The organism is Clostridioides sp. ES-S-0010-02 (assembly GCA_020641055.1).
Taxonomy (GTDB): Bacteria; Bacillota; Clostridia; order Peptostreptococcales; family Peptostreptococcaceae; genus Clostridioides.
Genome location: CP067345.1, coordinates 3,353,718 through 3,374,521, shown reverse-complemented (window position 1 = coordinate 3,374,521; position 20,804 = coordinate 3,353,718). Strand labels below are relative to the sequence as shown.

Below are 20,804 nucleotides of genomic sequence, written 5' to 3'. Positions count from 1 at the left end.
AAATAAAGTTTTTTAGTGATGAAAATACTTTAAAAAATAAAAATTGGAAAAATTAAGTGAATATAATTGGAGGAGTTTGTTATGTATAATATATTAATTACTGATGGAATAGAGAAAGATGCAGCGAGAAAATTGAGAGAGTTAAATTTTAATGTGATAGAAGAGTTTTATGAAAAAGATGTTTTAGGAGATAAACTTAAAGATGTTGATGTGCTTGTAGTACGTTCAGCTACTAAGGTTACTAAGGATGTAATAGACAAAGCATTAGAAGGTAAAAAGTTAAAATTGATAGTAAGAGGTGGGGTAGGATTAGACAATATAGATGTTAAATATGCAGAAGCTAATGGAATAAAAGTCATGAATACTCCAAATGCAAGCAGTATATCTGTTGCAGAACTTACAATAGGTCAATTATTTGTACTTGCAAGATTCATAAATACTGCAAATGTAACTATGAGAGATGGAAAATGGGAAAAGAAAAAATACAAAGGTACAGAAATTAATGGAAAAACATTAGGACTTATAGGTTTTGGAAGAATTGCAAAAGAAGTTGCAAAGAGGGCAGAACTATTAGGAATGAATGTCATATATACTGACATAATGGGTGAAGCACAAGGCTTTAACAAATATAGATTCTGTGATATGGAAGAAGTTTTACAAAAAGCAGATTTCTTATCTTTACACATACCTTTTGATAAGAATAAGGGGGCAGTAATAACTGAAAAAGAAATAAATAAGATGAAAAATGGAGCTTATTTAATAAACTGTGCAAGAGGCGGTTTGGTGGACGAAAAAGATTTACTAAAAGCATTAGATGAGGGTAAATTATCAGCAGCAGCTATAGATGTTTATGAGCAAGAACCTACATTAAATCTAGATTTAGTAAATCACCCAAGAGTTTCTCCTACACCTCATATTGGTGCATCTACAGTAGAGGCTCAAGAAAGAATTGGAGAAGAAATTGTAAATGTGATTCAAGACTACTTTCTTGACTTCAACAATCTAATAGGGGTAGCATTATAAAATATTTTATACAATTAGGAGGAATTTAGTAATGGCAACGATTAAACCATTTAAGGCGATTAGACCAAATAAATATATAGTAGATAAAGTAGCAGCACTTCCTTACGATGTTATGAATAGTGAAGAAGCTAGAGAAATTGCAAAAGGGAATCCATATTCATTTTTGCATATAGATAAATCAGAAATTGATTTAGATGAAAATATAAATTTATATGATGAAAAAGTTTATTTAAAAGCACGAGAAAATTTGGACGAATTTCGAAAACAAGAAATTCTAGTAAAAGAGGAAAAAGATTGTATATATATATACAAACAAGTTATGGATGGCAGAGCTCAAGTTGGTATAGTTGCATGTATTTCAGTTGATGAAAGCTTAGATGGAACAATAAAAAAACATGAGTACACTAGACCAGAAAAGGAAGTTGATAGAACTAATCATATAAAATACTGTGATGCTAATACGGGAACTATACTTGTAACTTACAAACATCAAAGATTAATAGATGATATGATAAATGATTTTATGGATAATCATGAGCCTTTATATGATTTTATAACAGATGACAAGATAGAGCATACAGTGTGGAAGATTGATAATGATGATATAATATGTAATTTAGTAAATGCATTTGGAAAATTAGATTATTTATATATTGCAGATGGTCACCATAGAACAGCTTCAGCAGAAAATGTAGCTAAAGAAATGAGAGCTAAAAATCCAAACTATACTGGAAAAGAAGAATTTAATTATTTTATAGCAATGATTGCACCAGATGAAAATCTAATGGTTTTAGATTATAATAGAGTTATCAAAGACTTAAATGGTTTAAATGAAAAAGAATTTATAAATAAAATAAAAGAAAATTTTGATGTAGAACAAATGAAAGGTAAAGAAAAATATAAACCTGACAAAAAAGGAACTTTCGGAATGTATCTAGGTGATAAATGGTACAAAATGAAGGCAAATAAGAATTTATTAGACATAGAAGACCCAGTTGACTCATTAGATATTTCTATACTACAAAATTATGTGATTGATGCTATTTTAGGAATTGAAAATCCTAGAGTAGATAAAAGAATTGATTTTATTGGTGGAATTAGAGGTATTGAGGAATTAGAAAGAAGAGTTAATGAAGATATGAAGGTAGCGTTTGCAATGTATCCTACTAGTATTGAGGATTTAATAAAAGTAGCAGATGCAGGCAAGATAATGCCAGCTAAGTCAACATGGTTTGAACCTAAGGTAAGATGTGGGCTATTCTTACACGAAATAAATGAATAATTAATAAAATTAAAGGCTAAAAAGTAAACTCTACTACTTTTTAGCCTTTAATTTTTAATTAAAAATAATAGTATAGTAATTTTAAATTATAAGAGATAGTTTTTCTAAAAAGCTATCTTTTTTTTAGATTTTTATATGGTAAAAATTTACATTTAACAGAAATAGAGTAATATTGTATGTTATAATTTAGAATGGAAATTTATATAGACAGTATTTATAATAAGCGTTAAAAGATATTTGTTATTATTATAGACTATATTGTTATATGAGCAAAATTAGAAAAATAAAAGGATATTAAAGTGACATGCTAGAATTATTATTCGGAAACTAAGTTTCAAGGATGAGTATGAAGCTTATAATTATTTTATAGGGTTGAAGCTTAAGAAAATGGTAATTCAATTTGGAAACAGGATTGATTATATAAAAAGTATAGTGATTAATTAGAAAAATAATGAATAATAATTAGTATATACTATGTTATTAAGCCTTATTAAAATCAAAAGAAAATTAAGTTATATTTTTAAAATATTCATTAAAATTAAAGTGTTGAAAATGAGGATATATTGAGTTTAATTTTATCTTTAAATTAAAGTGGGACAATGTTAAATAGTATCTTATCTAAGAGGAACTTAAAAAATTGATTGAGGTATTTATAAGCATGAAAAGAATTATAAGGAATTTATTAATATAAGTATTATAAAAGAGAATAATTTTTATACATCAATTAATATATAATTAAAAGAAGTGTAAAATGAAAATTTTATAGATAAATTTAACTATATGTTGTTTGATTCTAATATAGGAAGAAATAAAATATGTATAAAAATAGGAAGATATAATATAAACATATAATATATTATATGTAATGAGGATGTGAGTATGGTGAACAGACTAAAGCCAAAAATTTTAGGTATTAGTATCTTGTTTATTATTATAATTATTTTAACCTGTGGGGCTATTTTTAAGTTTAAGTTTAAATTGGATAATAAGTTGAAAGAGACCACGCATACATATTTGTCAGAATTTACGGAGCATAACATAATTAATCTTAAGACAAAACTTAGTGGTCAATTTGACATGCTTGAATCTATTGCTAGTTTTATGGGAAATTTAGATAATATAAATAATGATATGATGATTAATTTAATGGAGTCTGGAGTAAAGCGAAGTTCTTTAATTAGAATGTCTGTTTCTACACTGGATGGAAAAAGTTATTCTAATGATGGAATTATTACTAATTTAAAAGATAGAGATTATTTTAAAAAAGCTAAAAATGGAGAAAAAAACATATCAGAATCTTTAAAATCCATTATTGATAAGAAAGAAATAATAGTTTTAGCTACTCCTATCTATAAAGATGGAAAAGTAGCAGGTGTTTTAAGTGGAGCTTATGATTCAACTAAATTGAATGAATTATTAGGCTTATCTGCATTTGATAAAAAAGCACACGTTTATATTGCCAAAAAAAATGGAGATGTAATTGCTCAAAATACAAACGAAAATAGTAAAATGTTATCATGTGTATTTAAACTTTTTAATAAGGATAATTGTGAGGAAGTAAATTGTTTAAAAGTTATAAAAGAAAATATTAAAAATGATAAATCTGGATATTCTAACTATAATTTAGATAATGAGAAATTTATGTTAAATTATCAACCACTTGGAATTAATGATTGGTATATTTTTTCTGTTGTACCAAGTGAAGTAGTATATATTCAGTCAGATAATATTTCGTATGATGTATACATATTTGCATTAGAAATATTATTAGTTATATTAATTTTTGTTGTATATATAGCTTATATTATAAATAACAATACTAAGACTATTATAAATGAAAAAGAAAAATTTAAGGCACTTACTGATAATATATTAGGAGGTGTTAAAAACTGCTTAAAAGATAAATATATGACTATGACTTATGTAAGTCAGGGGTTTTTGGAACTTACAGGTTATTCTGAAGAGGATTTAGATGTAGTTTTTAAAAATAAATTTAAAAATATGATTTATAAAGAAGATGTAGACAAGGTTAATAGTATCGTTTTGAATCAATTAAAAAGACAAGATAAAATTGAAGTTGAATATAGAATTGTAAAAAAAGATGGAAGTATAATTTGGGTTTTAGATAGAAGTAAATCTATAAAAGATAGTAAAGGGAATGAGTATATACAGGGAGTCTTAACTGATATAACAGAACTCAAGAAAATACAAGAAGAATTAGACTCAAAAAGGTTTGAAATAGAGACTATCAATGATAGCATTGTTGGTGGAATAGTGATAACTGAGATAAATGATGATTTTGATAGTATATATTTAAATGAAGGTTATTTAAATATGATTGGATACACACGTAAACAGTTAGAAGATGAATTAGATAATAAATTAATCAAGCTGATTTTCAGAGATGATAGAGCTGGAATGATTGATGATATAAATAAGCAACTTAAAGTAAATGATACATTTGCATGCGAACGAAGAGTTGAAAAACGAGATGGTAGTATTATATGGATTTTATTAAAAGGAAGAAAAATAGTTGATGAAAATGGAAACTCAGTACTATGTAGTGTAATTGTCGATATTACTTCTGCTAAATTATTAGAGCAAGAGCTTAAAAAGAGTGAAGAACGTCATGAGATTATTATAAAGCAGACACAAAATATTATAGTTGAATGGAATATAGAAAAAGACCAAATGAGTATTTCTCCTAATTGGTATAATAAATTTGGTTATGACCCTATAACTGAAAATGCAACGAAAAATATAACTAAATCAGTTGATATATATCATGATGATATAGATAAGTTTATTTTATTAACTAAGCTCACTTCATCAGGAAGTGAGTATGAGGAGTGTGAGATTAGGCTTAGAGTTAGAGATACTACTTATGCATGGTTTAGTATAAAAGCAACGACACTGTTTGATGATAATGGAATACCTTATAAAGTTGTAGGTAGTTTAACTGATATTGATGAATCAAAACGAGAAGCTGAAAAATTAAAAGAGAGAGCGGAAAAAGACCCACTAACAGGTTTATATAATAAAAAAGCATCACAAGCACTTATAGAAGAATATATAACATTGGATAAAAACAGACAAGGTACTTTAATGATTATTGATATTGATGACTTTAAAGGTATAAATGATAATTTAGGTCATTTATATGGTGATGCTGTATTAAGTGAAATTGCAAGTGATTTAATAAATTTATTTAGAGCATCTGATATAGTAGGAAGAATTGGTGGAGATGAGTTCATTGTTTTTATGAAAGATATTTCTGAAACAAAAGATATTATGAACAAAGCAGAGGAATTGGTCAAAACGTTTGAGAGGTCTTTTGTAGGTAAAGGATATAATTATAAAATATCTTTGAGTGTAGGGATTGCTAGATTTCCAAAAGATGGAACAGATTACATGCAGTTATTTAGAAATGCGGACATAGCTCTTTATTCAGCTAAGGGTAAAGGAAAGAATCGTTATGCCTTGTATGATAAAAAAATTGATAAAGTACAATATATAGCAAATACAAGAAATACAGATGAAAATACCAATGTAGCAAGGTCTTTTAAGGAACATATTACAAATTATATATTTGATATATTGTATGAATCAAATAATATAGAAATGGCTGTAAATTTGATTCTTGATATTGTGGGTAAACATTTTAATGTGAGTCGTGTCTATATATTTGAAAACTCAGATGATAACCTCTACTGTAAAAATACATTTGAATGGTGTAATGAAGGAATAACAGCAGAAATTGATAATCTTAAGAATATTTACTATGGTCATTTAGGCAATTATCTTTTAAATTTTAATGCAGATGGATTATTTTATTGTAATGATGTTGATAATCTCAATAGCGATTTAAAAAATTTGCTTAAAGCACAAGGGATATGTTCAATATTACAATGTAAAATTTTAGAAGGTAATGAATTTAGAGGATTTGTAGGATTTGATGAATGTTCATATAATCGTATGTGGACCAGTGATGAAGTGGATACACTGACATTTATTTCCAAGACGCTTAGTGTGTTTTTATTAAAAATGCGTATCCAAAGTAAGCTAGAGGAATCTTTAGAAGTTCAAAAGTCTGTAATGGATAACATGGACATATGGGCTTATGTTGTTGACAGAAACACATATGAACTGTTATTTATCAATAAAAAGATGCTTGAGTCAGCCCCAGATACACATGTAGGTGATTTATGTTATAAAGTACTATGGAACAATCAGAATAAACAATGTAGAAAATGCCCTATGAGTTGTTTAAAAGATGGAACTGATACTTGTAAATCATTTATGCGTAACAAAAAGTTTGGTGTAAATGTAAATATAACGGCAACAGCTTTAAAATGGTTTGATGGTAAAGATGCATGTTTAATATTTGGTAGTGAAGTAAATAGTGTTGAGTCTGAAGCAAATATTTAAATGAGCTTCTTGTAAAGATTTCCTAACTAATTGAATAAAACGTTTAAACTACTGTATTATAGATTTACTTAAAATCACAATTTTGATTTATTGAACCTAAAACGTTCATATAAATTATTTAAGTTGTGGTTTTAAGTATTTTTTGTGTTATAATTAAGCGTTAAGAACAAAATTAAAAGATACTTTTAATTTTAAGAAAGTATTTGTTAAATATATATTGAGCAGGTGATGATATGGAAAATAGGTTTTTACCAATAAGTAAACAAGATATGATAGATAGAGGATGGGAAGAGCTAGACTTTGTGTTGGTTACAGGTGATGCATATGTAGACCATCATAGTTTTGGTACAGCAATAATATCTAGAGTTTTAGAAAATGCTGGATATAAGGTAGGTATAATAGCACAACCAAATTGGAAGACGACAGATGATTTTATGAAATTAGGAAAGCCTAGACTTGGATTTTTGGTTAATGCAGGGAATATGGATTCAATGGTGAATCACTATTCAGTGAGTAAGAAGCATAGAGATAAGGATATGTATTCTCCTGGTGGAAAAATGGGTTATAGACCAGATAGAGCCACAATAGTCTATTGTAATAAAATAAGAGAAGCATATAGCGATGTTGCAATAGTAATAGGAGGAATTGAAGCTAGTTTAAGAAGATTTGCCCATTATGATTATTGGAGTGATAAGGTTAGAAAGTCAATGTTGATAGATAGTGGAGCAGATTTATTAGTTTATGGAATGAGTGAAAAGCAGATTGTGGATGTAGCTAATGCACTTAATGATGGATATGACCCAAAATATATTAGACATATTGATGGGACATGTTATGTTGCAGATACACTAGAAGAAATATACGATAACTATATATTGATTCCATCATATAAAGAAATATGTGAAGATAAAATGAAATATGTAGAGGCTTTTAAAATTCAATATGATGAACAAGACCCATTTAGAGGAAACATAATTGTTCAACCTCATGGAAGTAAGTATTTAGTTCAAAATAAGCCAGAGAAACCTCTAAATAGAGAAGAATTGGATGAAGTTTATGGATTACCATATCAAAAAACATATCATCCTGTATATGAGAAATCTGGTGGTATACCAGCTATAGAAGAAGTGAAATTTAGCATAGTAAGTTCAAGAGGGTGTTTTGGTAGTTGTTCATTTTGTGCAATAACCTTTCATCAGGGAAGAGCTGTTCAAAGTAGAAGTGAGAAATCAATTATTGATGAAGCAGTAGGAATAACAAAATTAAATGATTTTAAAGGATATATACATGACGTTGGAGGTCCAACAGCTAATTTTAGAAGACCAGCATGTAACAAACAAATTACTAAAGGTGCATGTAAAAATAGACAATGTTTATCACCATCACCATGTAAAAACTTAGATGCAGACCATAGTGAGTATCTACATTTACTTAGAGCTGTAAGAAAATTACCTAACATAAAAAAAGTGTTTGTACGCTCTGGTATTAGGTATGATTATGTAATGGCAGATAAAAATAATAAGTTTCTTAGAGAGCTAATAGAACATCATGTAAGTGGTCAATTGAAGGTGGCTCCAGAACATATATCAGAAGAAGTTTTAGAATATATGCAAAAGCCAGCAGGAAAAACTTATGATAAGTTTAGACAGAAATTTTTTGCTATAAATGAAGAATTAGGTAAAAAACAATATTTGATACCATATTTAATGTCTAGTCATCCAGGGTCTACACTAAATAGTGCCATAGAGTTAGCTGAATATTTGAGGGATACTCATTATCAACCAGAGCAAGTTCAAGATTTTTATCCAACTCCTGGGACACTGTCAACTACAATGTTTTATACAGGAATAGACCCACTTACAATGAAGCCAGTTTATGTCCCAAAATCAAAACGAGACAAAGCAATGCAAAGAGCTTTATTACAGTATAGAGCACCTAGAAACTATGACTTGGTATATTCTGCACTAGTTGAAGCTGGAAGAGAGGATTTGATAGGTTTTGGACATAGATGTCTAATAAAACCAAAGGATGAGAAACCTTATTTTAATAGAAATAATTCTAATAAAAATAAGTCTAAGTCTTCTACTGAAAATAAAAAATATAATGCAAATAATAGAAACAATAAAAAACAACAAAAAAGTCCAAGTAAGAGAAAGAAAAAATATTAAAATAGAGTGTAGGTAAATAGTAAATAAAATTATTTAAATAAGAAGGATTATTCGATAAATTAACAGAAATTAATATAAATAAATATAATTATTTTATAAAAAGTTAGTTTCGGGAGGAAGAGATGAAAAAGTATATTTATATAATGTTATCAGCAGCATTAAGTGTAATTTTTTTAGTGGGGTGTTCACAAGGACAAAATGAAAAGCCAAAAGAAGAACCAGCAGTTGTTAAAGAAGTAAAGGTAGCTGTTCCAGATGGATTGCCAGCGGTAGCAGTAGCGAAATTAGCAAATGAAAATCCAGCAATTAAAGATGGATATGAAACAATTTATAGCATTGAGAAAACACCAGAGACAATTTCTACTAGAGTAATGAAAAAAGATGTAGATATAGCTATAGTTCCATCAAATATGGCTGCAATAGCATATAATAAAACTTCAAGTTATAATATAGTTGGTACTGTAGGTATGGGGTCTCTTTATTTAGTATCAACAGATGATATAAAGGATTATTCTGATTTAATTGGGAAAGAAGTTGGATGTACAGGGAAAGGTCTTACTCCAGATATAACAATAAGAAGTCTTTTATCACAAAAGGATATAAATCCAGCAGATATAAATTTTAATTATGTAAACTCTGCAAGTGAATTAGTACCATTATTGGCTACAGGAAAAATTACAACAGGGATTGTTCCAGAACCTGCACTTAGTGCTTTAATGTCCAAAAATCCAAATATAAAAATTATAAAAAGTTTAAATGATTCATGGAAAGAAGTAAGTGGTTCAAAGGATGGATATCCTCAATCTACATTAATTATCAAATCTGATTTTTTAAGAGATAATAAAGAATTTGTAGATTCTTTCTTAGGACAATTATCAAATAGTGTAGATTGGGCAAATAAAAATCCTGAGGAATTAGGTAAATATTCTGAGGAGATAGAAATATCTACTGAACCTAAAATAATAGGCAAAGCTCTTGAAAGAGCTAATTTAAAGTATATTCCAGTTAAAGATATGATTAATGATTACAAAAACTACTATGAAAAATTAGCTAATTTTGATGATAAGACAGTAGGAGGCAAAGTGCCAGATGAAGCAATATACTTTGTTGAAAAATAAGAAAATTAAAGAACAATTTATAGACAAATTAGAGGTAACACTTTCTTGTGTTATCCTCTTATTTTTGTGGCAAATTATTGCTTTAAAAATTAACAATGATATATTCTTGCCAACTATAAATCAAGTCTCTAGTAGTATCAAAGAAATAGCATTGAATTCTAATTTCTATATAGACATACTTTACTCAATAGGTAGATGTTTTTTTAGTTTTTTATTTGCTTTGATTTTTGCTATCATATTGTCTATAGTAGCATACTTAAGCAGGATTTTTAGAAATTTATTAAAGCCAATTAATGCTCTAGCACGTTCAATACCAACGATGATATTAGTAATACTTGCACTAATTTGGTTTAAAAAAGATACTACACCTTTTATAGTTGGGTTTACTATAGTTTTTCCAATCTTATACGAGAGTGTTTTAGGAGCAATATTGAATATTGATAAAAATTTATTAGAAATGGCAAGCGTGTATAAGATAAGGTTTATAGATAAGGTGTTGAAAATCTATTTACCAGCTATAAAATTTCAAATTATATCTATATTAGTATCGACATTTTCATTAAGCTTAAAAGTCGCTATAGCAGGAGAGGTATATAGTCAACCTACATATGGTATTGGGACTATGATACAAACTGAAAAAATTAATTTTAATACATCTGGGATATTTGCATGGATAATTATAATAGTTTTAATATCAGTCATTTTACAAGTAGCTCAAAAATTTTTGTCAAGGAGAGCTTTTTTATGGAAAAGATAAGGTTAAGTATTGAGAATATAAATAAAAAATATGATAATCATATTATATTTAAAAATTTTAATATTGATTTTTATATAGATAATGTTAACTGTATACTTGGGAAATCTGGATGTGGAAAAACTACTCTCTTAAATATAATAAGTGGTATTATAGAAAATGATACTTGTAATTTAAATATTAAAGAAAGTTCAAATAAAATTGGGAGTAAGCTAGATGTAAGTTACATATTTCAAGAAGATAGGCTAATAGATTGGCTAACTGTAGAAGAAAATATAAAGATAGTTGTAAATAAATACTACAGTAAAACTCAATTAGATAAAATTTGTGATGAATATTTAGATTTGGTTGGAATTATTAAATATAAAAATTTTTATCCTCAGATGCTTAGTGGAGGGCTTAGGCAAAGAGTCAATATTGCTAGAGCATTTATCTATCCATCAAAGACTATTATAATGGATGAACCTTTTAAATCTATTGATGCAAAGAATAAACAAATAATAATGGATAATTTTAAAGACATACTTAAAAAAGAAAAAAGAACTGTTTTATTTGTAACTCATGATATTGAAGAAGCATTATTTTTAGCAGATAATATCTTTATTTTAGGAGATTCTCCTATGAGAATAAAAAAAGAACTAAAAAATTCTAGTGAATTGGAAAAAAATGAAGTTTTGAAGTTAATATAGAGTTATAATAATATTGTTGTTTTAAAATATAATTATTTTAACTATAATACTCTATTAAAATAGTACAGAATATTCGAAAATATGGATAATGTTCGTATTTTATAAAAAGGAAGTGAATGTATGATTAAAGTAAAAACTAATGCTATGAGAATTTTAGATTCAAACAAAATTGATTATAAGGTACTATCTTATGAAGTCAAAAGTGAACATGTAGATGGTGTAGAGGTAGCACATGATATAGGAAGAGATGTAAATGAAGTATATAAGACTCTAGTAACTCAAGGAGTTAGTAAGAGTATTTATGTATATGTAATACCAGTACATGAAAATTTAGACTTAAAAAAAGCTGCAAAAGTAGCTAAAGAAAAAAGTGTGGATATGATTCATGTAAAAGATATAAATAAGCTTACAGGATATATTAGAGGTGGTTGTTCTCCTGTAGGGATGAAGAAGCTTTATAAGACTTTTGTAAATGAAAGTGCAAAACAATTAGATACAATTATAGTAAGTGCTGGAAAAATAGGATACCAAATAGAATTATCACCACTTGATTTACAGAAACTTATAAAAGTAGAGTTTACAGATGTAATAAAAAAATAGATATTTCAGATAAAAAATTGATGACAAAAAATTATATGATTAATAAAATAAATAATGACTTAAAAATAAACATTTAACTACTATTATGTAATTGATATAAAAATATTGAGAAATTTTAAAAATGATGGTAAAGTGTAAATATGATTACGAATATTTTTTATAAAGTAATGGAGGGATGTTCGCTTGAGGAAGATAAAATCTGAACAAATTGTTGAACAAGTAAAAAAACTTTGCATAGAAGCTAGTTTATACTTAGGAGATGATGTCTTAAGCTGTATAAAAGAGAAAGCTAAAACTGAAAAAAGTGAAGTGGGAAAAAACATATTAAATATATTAGTTGAAAATGCTGAAATAGCAAAGGAAAAAAATATACCAATATGCCAAGATACTGGTATGGCTGTATTTTTTGTTGAAATAGGACAAGAGGTTTTAGTTGAAGGAGATACAATTACTGATGCTATAAATGAGGGCGTAAGACAAGGGTACGAGGAAGGATATTTGAGAAAATCTGTTGTAAGTCCAATTAGTAGAATAAATACAAAGGATAATACTCCTGCCATTATTCATTATGAAATGGTAAAAGGCGATGAAATTAAAATAGAGTTTGCTGCTAAGGGATTTGGAAGCGAAAATATGAGTAAAATGAAGATGTTAAAGCCATCAGATGGATTAGAAGGAATTAAAAAATTTATTATTGATACAGTTTCAGAAGCTGGACCTAATCCATGCCCTCCTATGGTAATTGGAGTTGGTATAGGTGGAACTGTAGATAAATGTGCTCAAATAGCTAAAAAAGCACTTTTTAGAGAACTAGGCGAATTTAATGAAGATGAAAATATTGCAAAATTAGAAAGTGAATTATTAGCCTCTATTAATAAATTGGGGATAGGACCTCAGGGGTTAGGAGGAACTACAACAGCTTTAGGTTTAAATATAGAGACTTTTCCTACACATATAGCAGGTCTTCCTGTTGTTGTAAATATAAACTGCCATGCATCAAGACATAAAAAGGTAGTAATTTAGGAGGAAAAATAAAATGATAAAGATAACTACACCTGTAAGTGAGATTGATATAGCTAAGTTAAATTGTGGAGATACAATTAGTCTAAGTGGTATACTTTATACAGCAAGAGATGCAGCTCATAAAAGATTGATAGATTGTATAAATAAAGGTGAAGAGTTACCATTCGATGTAAATGGTCAAGGTATATACTATGTAGGTCCTACTCCAACAAAACCAGGAGAAGTTATAGGAGCAGCAGGTCCAACGACGAGTTATAGAATGGATGATTTGACGATACCTCTTTTAGAGAGAGGTCTTAGATTGATGATAGGTAAAGGAAAAAGAAGTGAAGAAGTTATACAAGGTATGGAGAAGTATGGAGCAGTTTACCTTGCAGCAATAGGAGGAGCTGGTGCATACATTTCAAATTCTATAAAATCATGTGAAATTATTGCATATGAAGACTTAGGACCTGAAGCTATAAGAAAGATTGTAGTAGAAGACCTTAAACTTACAGTAGCTATAGATAGTTATGGAAATAATATCTATGAACAAGGAAGAGCAATTTATGAATGTAAATAAATTTTGAAAATTTATATAAATACTAAATATACAAAACAATTTAATTGTAAACATTTTAAGGAGGAAGATTGATGTCTAAGGATTATGCAAAATTGGCATTAGAAATGCATGAAATTAATAAAGGGAAAATAAATGTAGAAAGTAAGGTAGAAGTTAAAACTAAGGATGATTTATCAACAGCATATACGCCAGGTGTTGCAGAGCCTTGTCTAAAAATACATGAAAATCAAGAGGATGTTTATAGATATACTTCTAAAGGTAATTTAGTAGCAGTAGTTAGTGATGGAAGTGCTGTACTTGGATTAGGCAATATTGGTGCTGAAGCAGCTATACCTGTTATGGAAGGTAAATCTATATTATTTAAGCAATTTGGAGATGTAGATGCCTTTCCAATATGTTTAAAGACTAATGATGTAGATGAAATAGTTAAGTCTGTGGAATTAATGGAACCAGTATTTGGAGGAATAAATTTAGAGGATATATCTTCTCCAAGATGTTTTGAAATAGAGGATAGATTAAAAAAATCTTTGAGTATACCTGTTTTTCATGATGACCAACACGGTACTGCAATAGTAGTGGCAGCAGCAATAATAAATGCAATAAAGTTAATTGAAAACAAAAAAATAGAAGATTTAGAAATAGTTATAAATGGAGCAGGTGCTGCAGGTATAGCAATAGCAAAAATATTACTTAAAATGAATGTTAAAAATATAGTATTATGTAACAGAAGTGGTGCACTGGAAGCCAACATGGAAAGATTAAATTTGGTTCAAAAAGAAATGTTAGATGTAACTAATATAAGAAATGAAAAAGGTTCTTTGAAAGATGTTATAAAAGGTAAAGATGTATTCATAGGTGTTTCAGGTCCAAAAACTGTAACAAAAGAAATGGTTGAAAGTATGTCTGAAAAACCAATAATACTAGCAATGGCAAATCCTACTCCAGAAATAATGCCAGAGGAAGCAAAACTAGGTGGAGCGTTTATAATGGGAACTGGTCGTTCAGATTTCCCTAATCAAGTTAATAATGTTTTAGCATTTCCAGGAATATTTAGAGGGGCACTTGATGTGAAAGCTAAAGAAATAAATGAAGAAATGAAAATAGCGGCTGCATATGCAATTGCTAATACAATAACTGATGAAGAAATATGTCCAGAGTATATATTACCAGATGTATTTAACAAAAATGTAGTAAAAAATGTTGCTGAAGCAGTTAAAGAAGCAGCAATAAAGACTAAAGTAAATAGAATATAATTTTTATTTAAGAATCCAAAACTTAAGTGAGTAAATAAAATATAGACTAATAGAATTTATATATTAATATATAATTTTATTAGTCTTTTTATTGTTAATATGACATAATCATGTCATATTAATATTGCTATAATTTAAATATGGTCAAGAGCCAAAGAAAAATATACAAGGAGTGATTATATATGGAAGAAACTAGATTTTGTCAATGTTGTGGCATGCCAATGGGATGTACTAATGAATTGTATGGAACAAATAAAGATGGAAGTAAAAGTGATGATTACTGTAGTTATTGTTTTAAAGATGGTGAATTTACTGCTGATATAAGTATGGAAGAGATGATAGAAATCTGTATACCTCCTATGGTTCAAAGTAATAAAGGTATGACTGAAGATGAAGCAAGGAGTATGATGAATAATTTCTTTCCAACATTAAAGCGCTGGAAATAAGCTTATACAAAATCAATAACTCATATAAACTTCATGAAAACTTAATACTATAAACACATTAACTCTATATACTAATATTATTATATTTTATTAAATAATGTATTGGAGGAGTTAAAATGAAAGATTTTATTGAGAAGTTGAAAAAAGCTTTTAGAGTTAAACAATTAAAAAAAATATCAAAGGTTTCAATTACAATGTATTGTTTATCTGTCATGTTGGTTATTTATGGTATATATGTATTTATAAATTGTACTGAATACATATATACTATGCTATCTACAAAACAGTTGGTATTCACAGGAAATGAATATACTATTATAAATTATTATATGAGTAACTTTAGTCAGTATATAATATTTGCTATTTTACTTGCATCAATGGGATTTGTGATACAAAAGCTAGGGAATATGGATTTCGATAAGATGGGACTTAGTGGTAACTATTCAACAAATATTAGAAATATAAGTGATATTTTTATAGATAATAGTAAAGATAGTGAAATGTTTGATAAAGTCAGTATTGAAAATAGTATTTTAAAAAATAAATAATACAAATATATAAAATGTGATTAAAAAAAGCTTAGAATACTTAGTGTATTTTAAGCTTTTTTAATTATTAGGATTTCAAAGTATTAGATTAATGATATAAAATTATATAAAAATAATTTTAAAATATTTAAATCATTGATTTCAAGGCATTGTATTTTTAAAAGAGTAAAAATATAATAAGTTAAGTATATAATAAATGAAAAATAAAAATAAATAAAATGGAAGTGATTGAGATGAGTAGTATATTGTTGGTTGAAGATGATTTAAGATTGATATATGGATTAGAATTTTCTATACAAAAGAGTGGCTTTAGTGTTGATATAGCAAGAACAGTAAAAGAATCATTGCGAATGTACAAAGAAAAAAATTATGATTTACTGATTTTGGATGTATCCTTACCTGATGGTAATGGTTTTGATATTTGTAAAAAGGTAAGAGAAGTTTCTAATGTGCCAATTATATTTTTAACTGCTTCTGATGAAGAAGTAAATGTAGTGATGGGGCTTGATATGGGTGGAGATGATTACATAACAAAACCTTTTAAATTAAATGAGTTAATTTCAAGAATAAAAGCTTTACTTAGGCGTTATAATTTTACAAATGAAAATGTAACTGAACTAAAGTCAAATAGTATTACTGTTAAATTACTTGAAAATCGTGTTTTTAAAAATGAAATTGAGCTGGAGCTTACTACAGCAGAATATAAATTATTGTGCCTATTTATGAAAAATAAAAATATCATACTTACAAGAAAAAATATATTGGACAAGTTATGGGATGGAAATGGTAGTTTTGTAGATGATAACACTCTGTCAGTATATGTGAGAAGGCTTAGAAATAAGATTGAAGATAATCCTGAAAATCCAAAATTTCTATTAACAGTTAGAAGAATGGGTTACAAATGGAATGTTATAAAGTGAGGGTGTTAATATGAAGATATTTTCTAATAAAGACATAAAAATATTTTTTTGGTTATTATATCCGTTTTATTGATGTTTATAGTAGTAGGTCAAATAGTAGTTGTAAATATAACCAATGATTATAAAAGAGCATTGGTAGAACATGATTATAATATAGCTGGATACTTACATAGTATGGGTGTTGATAAATCAAAAATACCAGTAGTATTCACTACTAATGAAGATAAATATATTGGAAATATTATAACATCTGAAAATACTTTTACAAATGTAACAGGTATGAAAGACTATGTAATAATTGATACTCAAGTTGATGAAGATGCTCCTGGAAATTTAATTCAAAATATAAGAAGTGTACTAGATGATAATTTAGAGGTTCGAGATAAGCGACAAGGTAACTTAGAAGCTAGAAATTCATTTTACACTATGGCAATTTTTGTATATGGGTTTGTATTTATAATTGCCATTATAAGTATGTTTAATATCATAAACAGTATGAATATAAGTGTTACAAGTAGAATAAATTACTATGGTATTATGCGTGCAATAGGCATGTCCAATAAGCAATTAAGAAAAATGGTAATAGTAGAGTCAAGTACATATGCTTTAAGTGGTTGTTTACTGGGGAGTGTACTTGGATTAATATTACATAGGTATATATTTGTATCTTTAGTAACATTAAAGTTTCATATAGAGTGGCAAATACCTTTTGATTTGCTGTTTATCATTGTGGTAACTATGATAATAATAACTTTACTTTCAGTAAGAAAACCAATTAAAAAGATTTGTGAACTAGACATAATAGATGTAGTAAATGCACAATAAATATAGGTAGTAACCTAAATAAAAAATCGAAGTAAATATGAAATAGAAAATATCTTTCATTTTTACTTCGATTTTTGTGTTATATAATTTATTTTAAATAAGTTCCATCTTCATCTTGATAAATTAAATCTTTCTTCATAAGTACTCCAAGAGCACGTTTGAAATTTTTCTTACTTGAATTAAATAAGATAGAAATATCTTTAGGGTCAGATTTATCATTAAATCTCATATATCCATCTGAACCTTCTAAATAGCTTAAAATTTTATTTTCTAAGGTATCAAGTTCATCTTTTCTGTTTCCTCTAGGAGAAAGCCCTAATTTACCATCATCATATATTTTTATAACATGTAAATTTTCAAGAACATCTCCAGCTTTTAATTCTGTAAAGTATTCATTATGAAGGATTACACCAGCATATTTATTGTCAACACATATCATAGCAGAGTTATTGGTTTGGAACCCATATACAACTCCATTTACCATATCTCCTACATTGTAAGTATGGTCTGTTTCTAAATATGAATCTATGTCTGTAGTAGCAGCGATTCTTCCGCTTTTATCCAAATATATATAAAATAAATATTTTTCATCTCTAAACAATGGATAGGTCTTAGATTTAAAAGGAACTAGTATGTCTTTTGTAAGCCCCATATCTATAAAAGTACCAATGTCAGTGTTATCAACCACTTTTAGATAAGCAACATCTCCAACTTTAGCTAAAGGAGGTATTAAAGTTGCAGCAGTTCTGTCATCAGAATCTTTAAATATGAAAGCATCTACTTCATCGCCTATATTTATTTCATTTTTTCCTATTAATCTATTGTGAAGAAGCACATCATCCTTGGTGTTATTAGTTTGTCCATCTAGGAAATATCCAAATTCTGTTTTTCTTTTTACTATAAGTTTATTAAAATCACCTATTTTTATCAAATTAAAATCATCCTCTCATTTTATATTTACAATTTAGTTATACTACTCTTATATAGTAGTGTTTCACAGTATATATATTAGTATTAGTGAAATTTATAATAAATAATGTAATTATTCATGCATTTTCAATTATTTAGCTTCTTATATAGTATAAACTCCAATTTCTTTTTTGTCTTTAGATTTCCCTAAAATTTTTACAAAATAAGTTAAAAGTATTGAAATAAATTTTCTTTTAAAGTATAATTGGTATATACCAAAATTGGTATATACCATATTGAAAAGTGGTGATTTTATGAAAATAGTGGATAAATCTAGTAATATACCATTGCATACTCAACTAAGTGCCATAATAAGAGAGATGATAGAAACTGGTGAACTTAAAGAAGGTGATGCAATAATACCAGAAAGAGAACTTTGTAATATACAAAATGTAAGTCGCATGACAGTGAATAAAACTATTGTTGGCTTAGTTACAGAAGGTCTTCTTTATAGGGTACAAGGAAAGGGTACATTCGTCGCAAAGCAAAAAAAGAAGTATCAGTTTTCAAATGTAAAAGGTTTTACTGATGTAATGAAGGAAAAAGGAGTAAACATAAGAACTGATATATTATCCTTTGAGATGGAACTACCAGACGATTTAGTAAAAAGAAAGCTTGGAATAAGTGATAATACAACAAATATATATAAAATTATTAGACTTAGATATACAGATGGAGAGCCATTTGGATTAGAAATAGTGTATCTATCAGAAGAAATGTGTAAAGGTCTTACAAAAGGAATATTAGATAATTCTTCATTATATAGAGTTTTGAATGAGAAATATGGCTATAAGATACAAAAAGCTGAGCAAGTAATGGAGCCAATTATACTTTCAGATGAAGAAAGTAAGCTACTTGAAACAGAAGAAGGTTCTTTAGCCCTTAAACTTCATAGGAATTCTTATAATAAAGAAGGTAATCCTATAGAGTATACCATATCGATATTTAGAACAGATAAATATCAATATGAAATAGTATTGAGTGAGTAGGTGAATAAGGTGAAATGTTTAATTAATGGGAAAATAATATTAAAGAATCAAATTTTAGAAAACAAAGTACTAGTATTTGATGAAAAAATAATTGATATATCTGATGAGATACCAAATGATTGTGAAGTTATAGATGTTGGTGGTAAATATATCTCTCCAGGTCTTATTGATATTCATATACATGGAAACATGGGAAAAGACACAATGGATTCAACTGATGAATCTATAGAGACAATTTCAAAATCAATAATGAGACATGGCGTAACATCTTTTCTTCCAACTACAATGACAATGGATAAAGAGCATGTTTATGATGCACTTGAAGTTATCAAAAAAGCTAAAAGTAGAAAACTTGGAGGAGCTCAAGTATTAGGAGCACATTTAGAAGGACCTTTTATAAATGAAAATTATAAGGGGGCACAAAATGAAAAATTTATAATAAATTCAAAATATGAATTTATCAAAGAATACAAGAATGTTATAAAGGTAATAACTTATGCTCCAGAAAAGGATATAGACTTTGACTTTACTAGAGAAATCAAAAGATGTACAAATATAGTTTTATCTATAGGTCACAGTAATGCAAGTTATGAGCAAGCTAAAGAAGCTATAAACTTAGGTGTAACAAATATAACTCATATGTTTAATGCAATGACTGGATTAAACCATAGAGATCCTGGTGTTGTTGGTGCAGCACTTACAACTGATGTATATAGTGAGTTAATAGCAGATACAATCCATATAAATAAAGATTTATTTCAATTTATATTGAACAACAAAGGTAGAGAAAAATTGATTTTAATAACGGATTCTATTGAAGCGGGTGGGCTTGAAGATGGAAATTATGCTCTTGGAGGTCAAAAAGTTATAGTAAAAGGCAATGAAGCAAGACTTGAAAATGGTGCATTAGCTGGTAGTGTATTATCTTTAAATAAAATGGTACTTAACTTTTTAAATAATACAAACCTTAGAGTAAATGAAGCAATTAATTTAGCATCCTTGAACCCAGCAACATCTTTAGGCATAAATGATAAAAAAGGAAGTCTAGATATAGGTAAAGATGCAGATATAGCTGTGTTTGATGAAAACTTGGACTGCAAGATGACTCTATGCTTGGGTGAAGTAGTATACAAAAATATGTAGAATGTAAAAAATAAGCTTTAAATAAAATAAAAGTTATATAAAAATAGTAATAAATTAAACTTAT

17 protein-coding genes and 2 pseudogenes are annotated in these 20,804 nt (G+C 27.6%); 18 read left to right on the top strand and 1 reads right to left on the bottom strand.

Annotation, left to right across the window (positions count from 1 at the left end; translation table 11 throughout):
- Window positions 1–81 precede the first annotated feature (81 nt).
- The 16 genes and pseudogenes from JJC01_15725 to JJC01_15650 all read left to right on the top strand — a co-directional run bounded on the left by JJC01_15725 (window position 82) and on the right by JJC01_15650 (window position 17,639).
- Window positions 82–1,023 (top strand): D-2-hydroxyacid dehydrogenase, encoded by a 942-nt coding sequence (locus JJC01_15725; protein ID UDN57605.1) that lies wholly within the window; start codon window positions 82–84, stop codon window positions 1,021–1,023.
- Between the two features lie 31 nt (window positions 1,024–1,054).
- Entirely contained in the window at window positions 1,055–2,305 is a 1,251-nt protein-coding gene (locus tag JJC01_15720; GenBank protein UDN57604.1) for a DUF1015 domain-containing protein, read from the top strand.
- Between the two features lie 879 nt (window positions 2,306–3,184).
- Entirely contained in the window at window positions 3,185–6,733 is a 3,549-nt protein-coding gene (locus JJC01_15715) for a diguanylate cyclase (GenBank protein ID UDN57603.1), read from the top strand.
- A gap of 233 nt (window positions 6,734–6,966) precedes the next feature.
- Window positions 6,967–8,901 (top strand): YgiQ family radical SAM protein, encoded by a 1,935-nt coding sequence (locus JJC01_15710; protein UDN57602.1) that lies wholly within the window; start codon window positions 6,967–6,969, stop codon window positions 8,899–8,901.
- Between the two features lie 122 nt (window positions 8,902–9,023).
- Entirely contained in the window at window positions 9,024–10,019 is a 996-nt protein-coding gene (locus JJC01_15705; GenBank protein ID UDN57601.1) for an ABC transporter substrate-binding protein, read from the top strand.
- On the top strand, window positions 9,991–10,776 hold the full coding sequence (locus JJC01_15700) for an ABC transporter permease subunit (protein ID UDN57600.1): 786 nt from the start codon (window positions 9,991–9,993) through the stop codon (window positions 10,774–10,776). Before JJC01_15705 ends, JJC01_15700 begins: the two co-directional genes overlap by 29 nt.
- Window positions 10,764–11,462: an ABC transporter ATP-binding protein gene (locus JJC01_15695; protein ID UDN57599.1), complete on the top strand. Its 699-nt coding sequence runs from the start codon at window positions 10,764–10,766 to the stop codon at window positions 11,460–11,462. Before JJC01_15700 ends, JJC01_15695 begins: the two co-directional genes overlap by 13 nt.
- Before the next feature lie 120 nt (window positions 11,463–11,582).
- The gene (ybaK, locus tag JJC01_15690; protein UDN57598.1) at window positions 11,583–12,062 is read left to right on the top strand and encodes a Cys-tRNA(Pro) deacylase; all 480 of its coding nucleotides are present in this window, start codon (window positions 11,583–11,585) and stop codon (window positions 12,060–12,062) included.
- A gap of 183 nt (window positions 12,063–12,245) precedes the next feature.
- On the top strand, window positions 12,246–13,085 hold the full coding sequence (locus JJC01_15685) for a fumarate hydratase (protein ID UDN57597.1): 840 nt from the start codon (window positions 12,246–12,248) through the stop codon (window positions 13,083–13,085).
- 13 nt (window positions 13,086–13,098) lie between these two features.
- Entirely contained in the window at window positions 13,099–13,647 is a 549-nt protein-coding gene (locus JJC01_15680) for a Fe-S-containing hydro-lyase (protein UDN57596.1), read from the top strand.
- Between the two features lie 71 nt (window positions 13,648–13,718).
- Entirely contained in the window at window positions 13,719–14,900 is a 1,182-nt protein-coding gene (locus JJC01_15675) for an NADP-dependent malic enzyme (protein UDN57595.1), read from the top strand.
- A gap of 182 nt (window positions 14,901–15,082) precedes the next feature.
- Window positions 15,083–15,346 (top strand): zinc ribbon domain-containing protein, encoded by a 264-nt coding sequence (locus JJC01_15670; protein UDN57594.1) that lies wholly within the window; start codon window positions 15,083–15,085, stop codon window positions 15,344–15,346.
- A 194-nt stretch (window positions 15,347–15,540) separates the two neighbouring features.
- A complete protein-coding gene (locus JJC01_15665; protein ID UDN60193.1) occupies window positions 15,541–15,894 on the top strand; it encodes a hypothetical protein in 354 nt (117 codons plus the stop codon).
- Window positions 15,895–16,127: 233 nt separating this feature from the next.
- Complete coding sequence (locus JJC01_15660) at window positions 16,128–16,814, top strand: response regulator transcription factor (protein UDN57593.1); 687 nt, start codon at window positions 16,128–16,130, stop codon at window positions 16,812–16,814.
- A gap of 10 nt (window positions 16,815–16,824) precedes the next feature.
- Window positions 16,825–17,045: pseudogene (locus tag JJC01_15655) on the top strand (two-component sensor histidine kinase).
- A pseudogene (locus JJC01_15650) lies at window positions 17,034–17,639 on the top strand (ABC transporter permease). The pseudogenes JJC01_15655 and JJC01_15650 overlap by 12 nt, the downstream one beginning before the upstream one ends.
- 88 nt (window positions 17,640–17,727) lie before the next feature.
- Here JJC01_15650 and JJC01_15645 read toward each other — a convergent pair.
- Window positions 17,728–18,570, bottom strand: coding sequence for a DNA-binding protein (locus JJC01_15645; protein UDN57592.1), 843 nt, complete (start codon window positions 18,568–18,570; stop codon window positions 17,728–17,730).
- A gap of 292 nt (window positions 18,571–18,862) precedes the next feature.
- On the opposite strand from JJC01_15645, the gene JJC01_15640 reads away from it, so the two are divergent.
- Window positions 18,863–19,597, top strand: a complete 735-nt coding sequence (locus tag JJC01_15640) for a GntR family transcriptional regulator (protein UDN57591.1) — start codon at window positions 18,863–18,865, stop codon at window positions 19,595–19,597.
- Window positions 19,598–19,606: 9 nt separating this feature from the next.
- Window positions 19,607–20,740 (top strand): N-acetylglucosamine-6-phosphate deacetylase, encoded by a 1,134-nt coding sequence (nagA, locus tag JJC01_15635; GenBank protein UDN57590.1) that lies wholly within the window; start codon window positions 19,607–19,609, stop codon window positions 20,738–20,740.
- The last annotated feature ends 64 nt before the right edge of the window (window positions 20,741–20,804 follow it).

Bases quoted from the DNA above. Each gene is read 5' to 3' on its own strand.
- JJC01_15715 (UDN57603.1), top strand. From the start codon at position 3,185: ATGGTGAACAGACTAAAGCCAAAAATTTTAGGTATTAGTATCTTGTTT.
- JJC01_15660 (UDN57593.1), top strand. From the start codon at position 16,128: ATGAGTAGTATATTGTTGGTTGAAGATGATTTAAGATTGATATATGGA.
- JJC01_15665 (UDN60193.1), top strand. From the start codon at position 15,541: ATGTATTGTTTATCTGTCATGTTGGTTATTTATGGTATATATGTATTT.
- JJC01_15695 (UDN57599.1), top strand. From the start codon at position 10,764: ATGGAAAAGATAAGGTTAAGTATTGAGAATATAAATAAAAAATATGAT.
- JJC01_15705 (UDN57601.1), top strand. From the start codon at position 9,024: ATGAAAAAGTATATTTATATAATGTTATCAGCAGCATTAAGTGTAATT.
- JJC01_15720 (UDN57604.1), top strand. From the start codon at position 1,055: ATGGCAACGATTAAACCATTTAAGGCGATTAGACCAAATAAATATATA.
- JJC01_15680 (UDN57596.1), top strand. From the start codon at position 13,099: ATGATAAAGATAACTACACCTGTAAGTGAGATTGATATAGCTAAGTTA.
- JJC01_15670 (UDN57594.1), top strand. From the start codon at position 15,083: ATGGAAGAAACTAGATTTTGTCAATGTTGTGGCATGCCAATGGGATGT.
- JJC01_15675 (UDN57595.1), top strand. From the start codon at position 13,719: ATGTCTAAGGATTATGCAAAATTGGCATTAGAAATGCATGAAATTAAT.
- JJC01_15700 (UDN57600.1), top strand. From the start codon at position 9,991: ATGAAGCAATATACTTTGTTGAAAAATAAGAAAATTAAAGAACAATTT.
- JJC01_15725 (UDN57605.1), top strand. From the start codon at position 82: ATGTATAATATATTAATTACTGATGGAATAGAGAAAGATGCAGCGAGA.
- JJC01_15710 (UDN57602.1), top strand. From the start codon at position 6,967: ATGGAAAATAGGTTTTTACCAATAAGTAAACAAGATATGATAGATAGA.
- ybaK (UDN57598.1), top strand. From the start codon at position 11,583: ATGATTAAAGTAAAAACTAATGCTATGAGAATTTTAGATTCAAACAAA.
- JJC01_15640 (UDN57591.1), top strand. From the start codon at position 18,863: ATGAAAATAGTGGATAAATCTAGTAATATACCATTGCATACTCAACTA.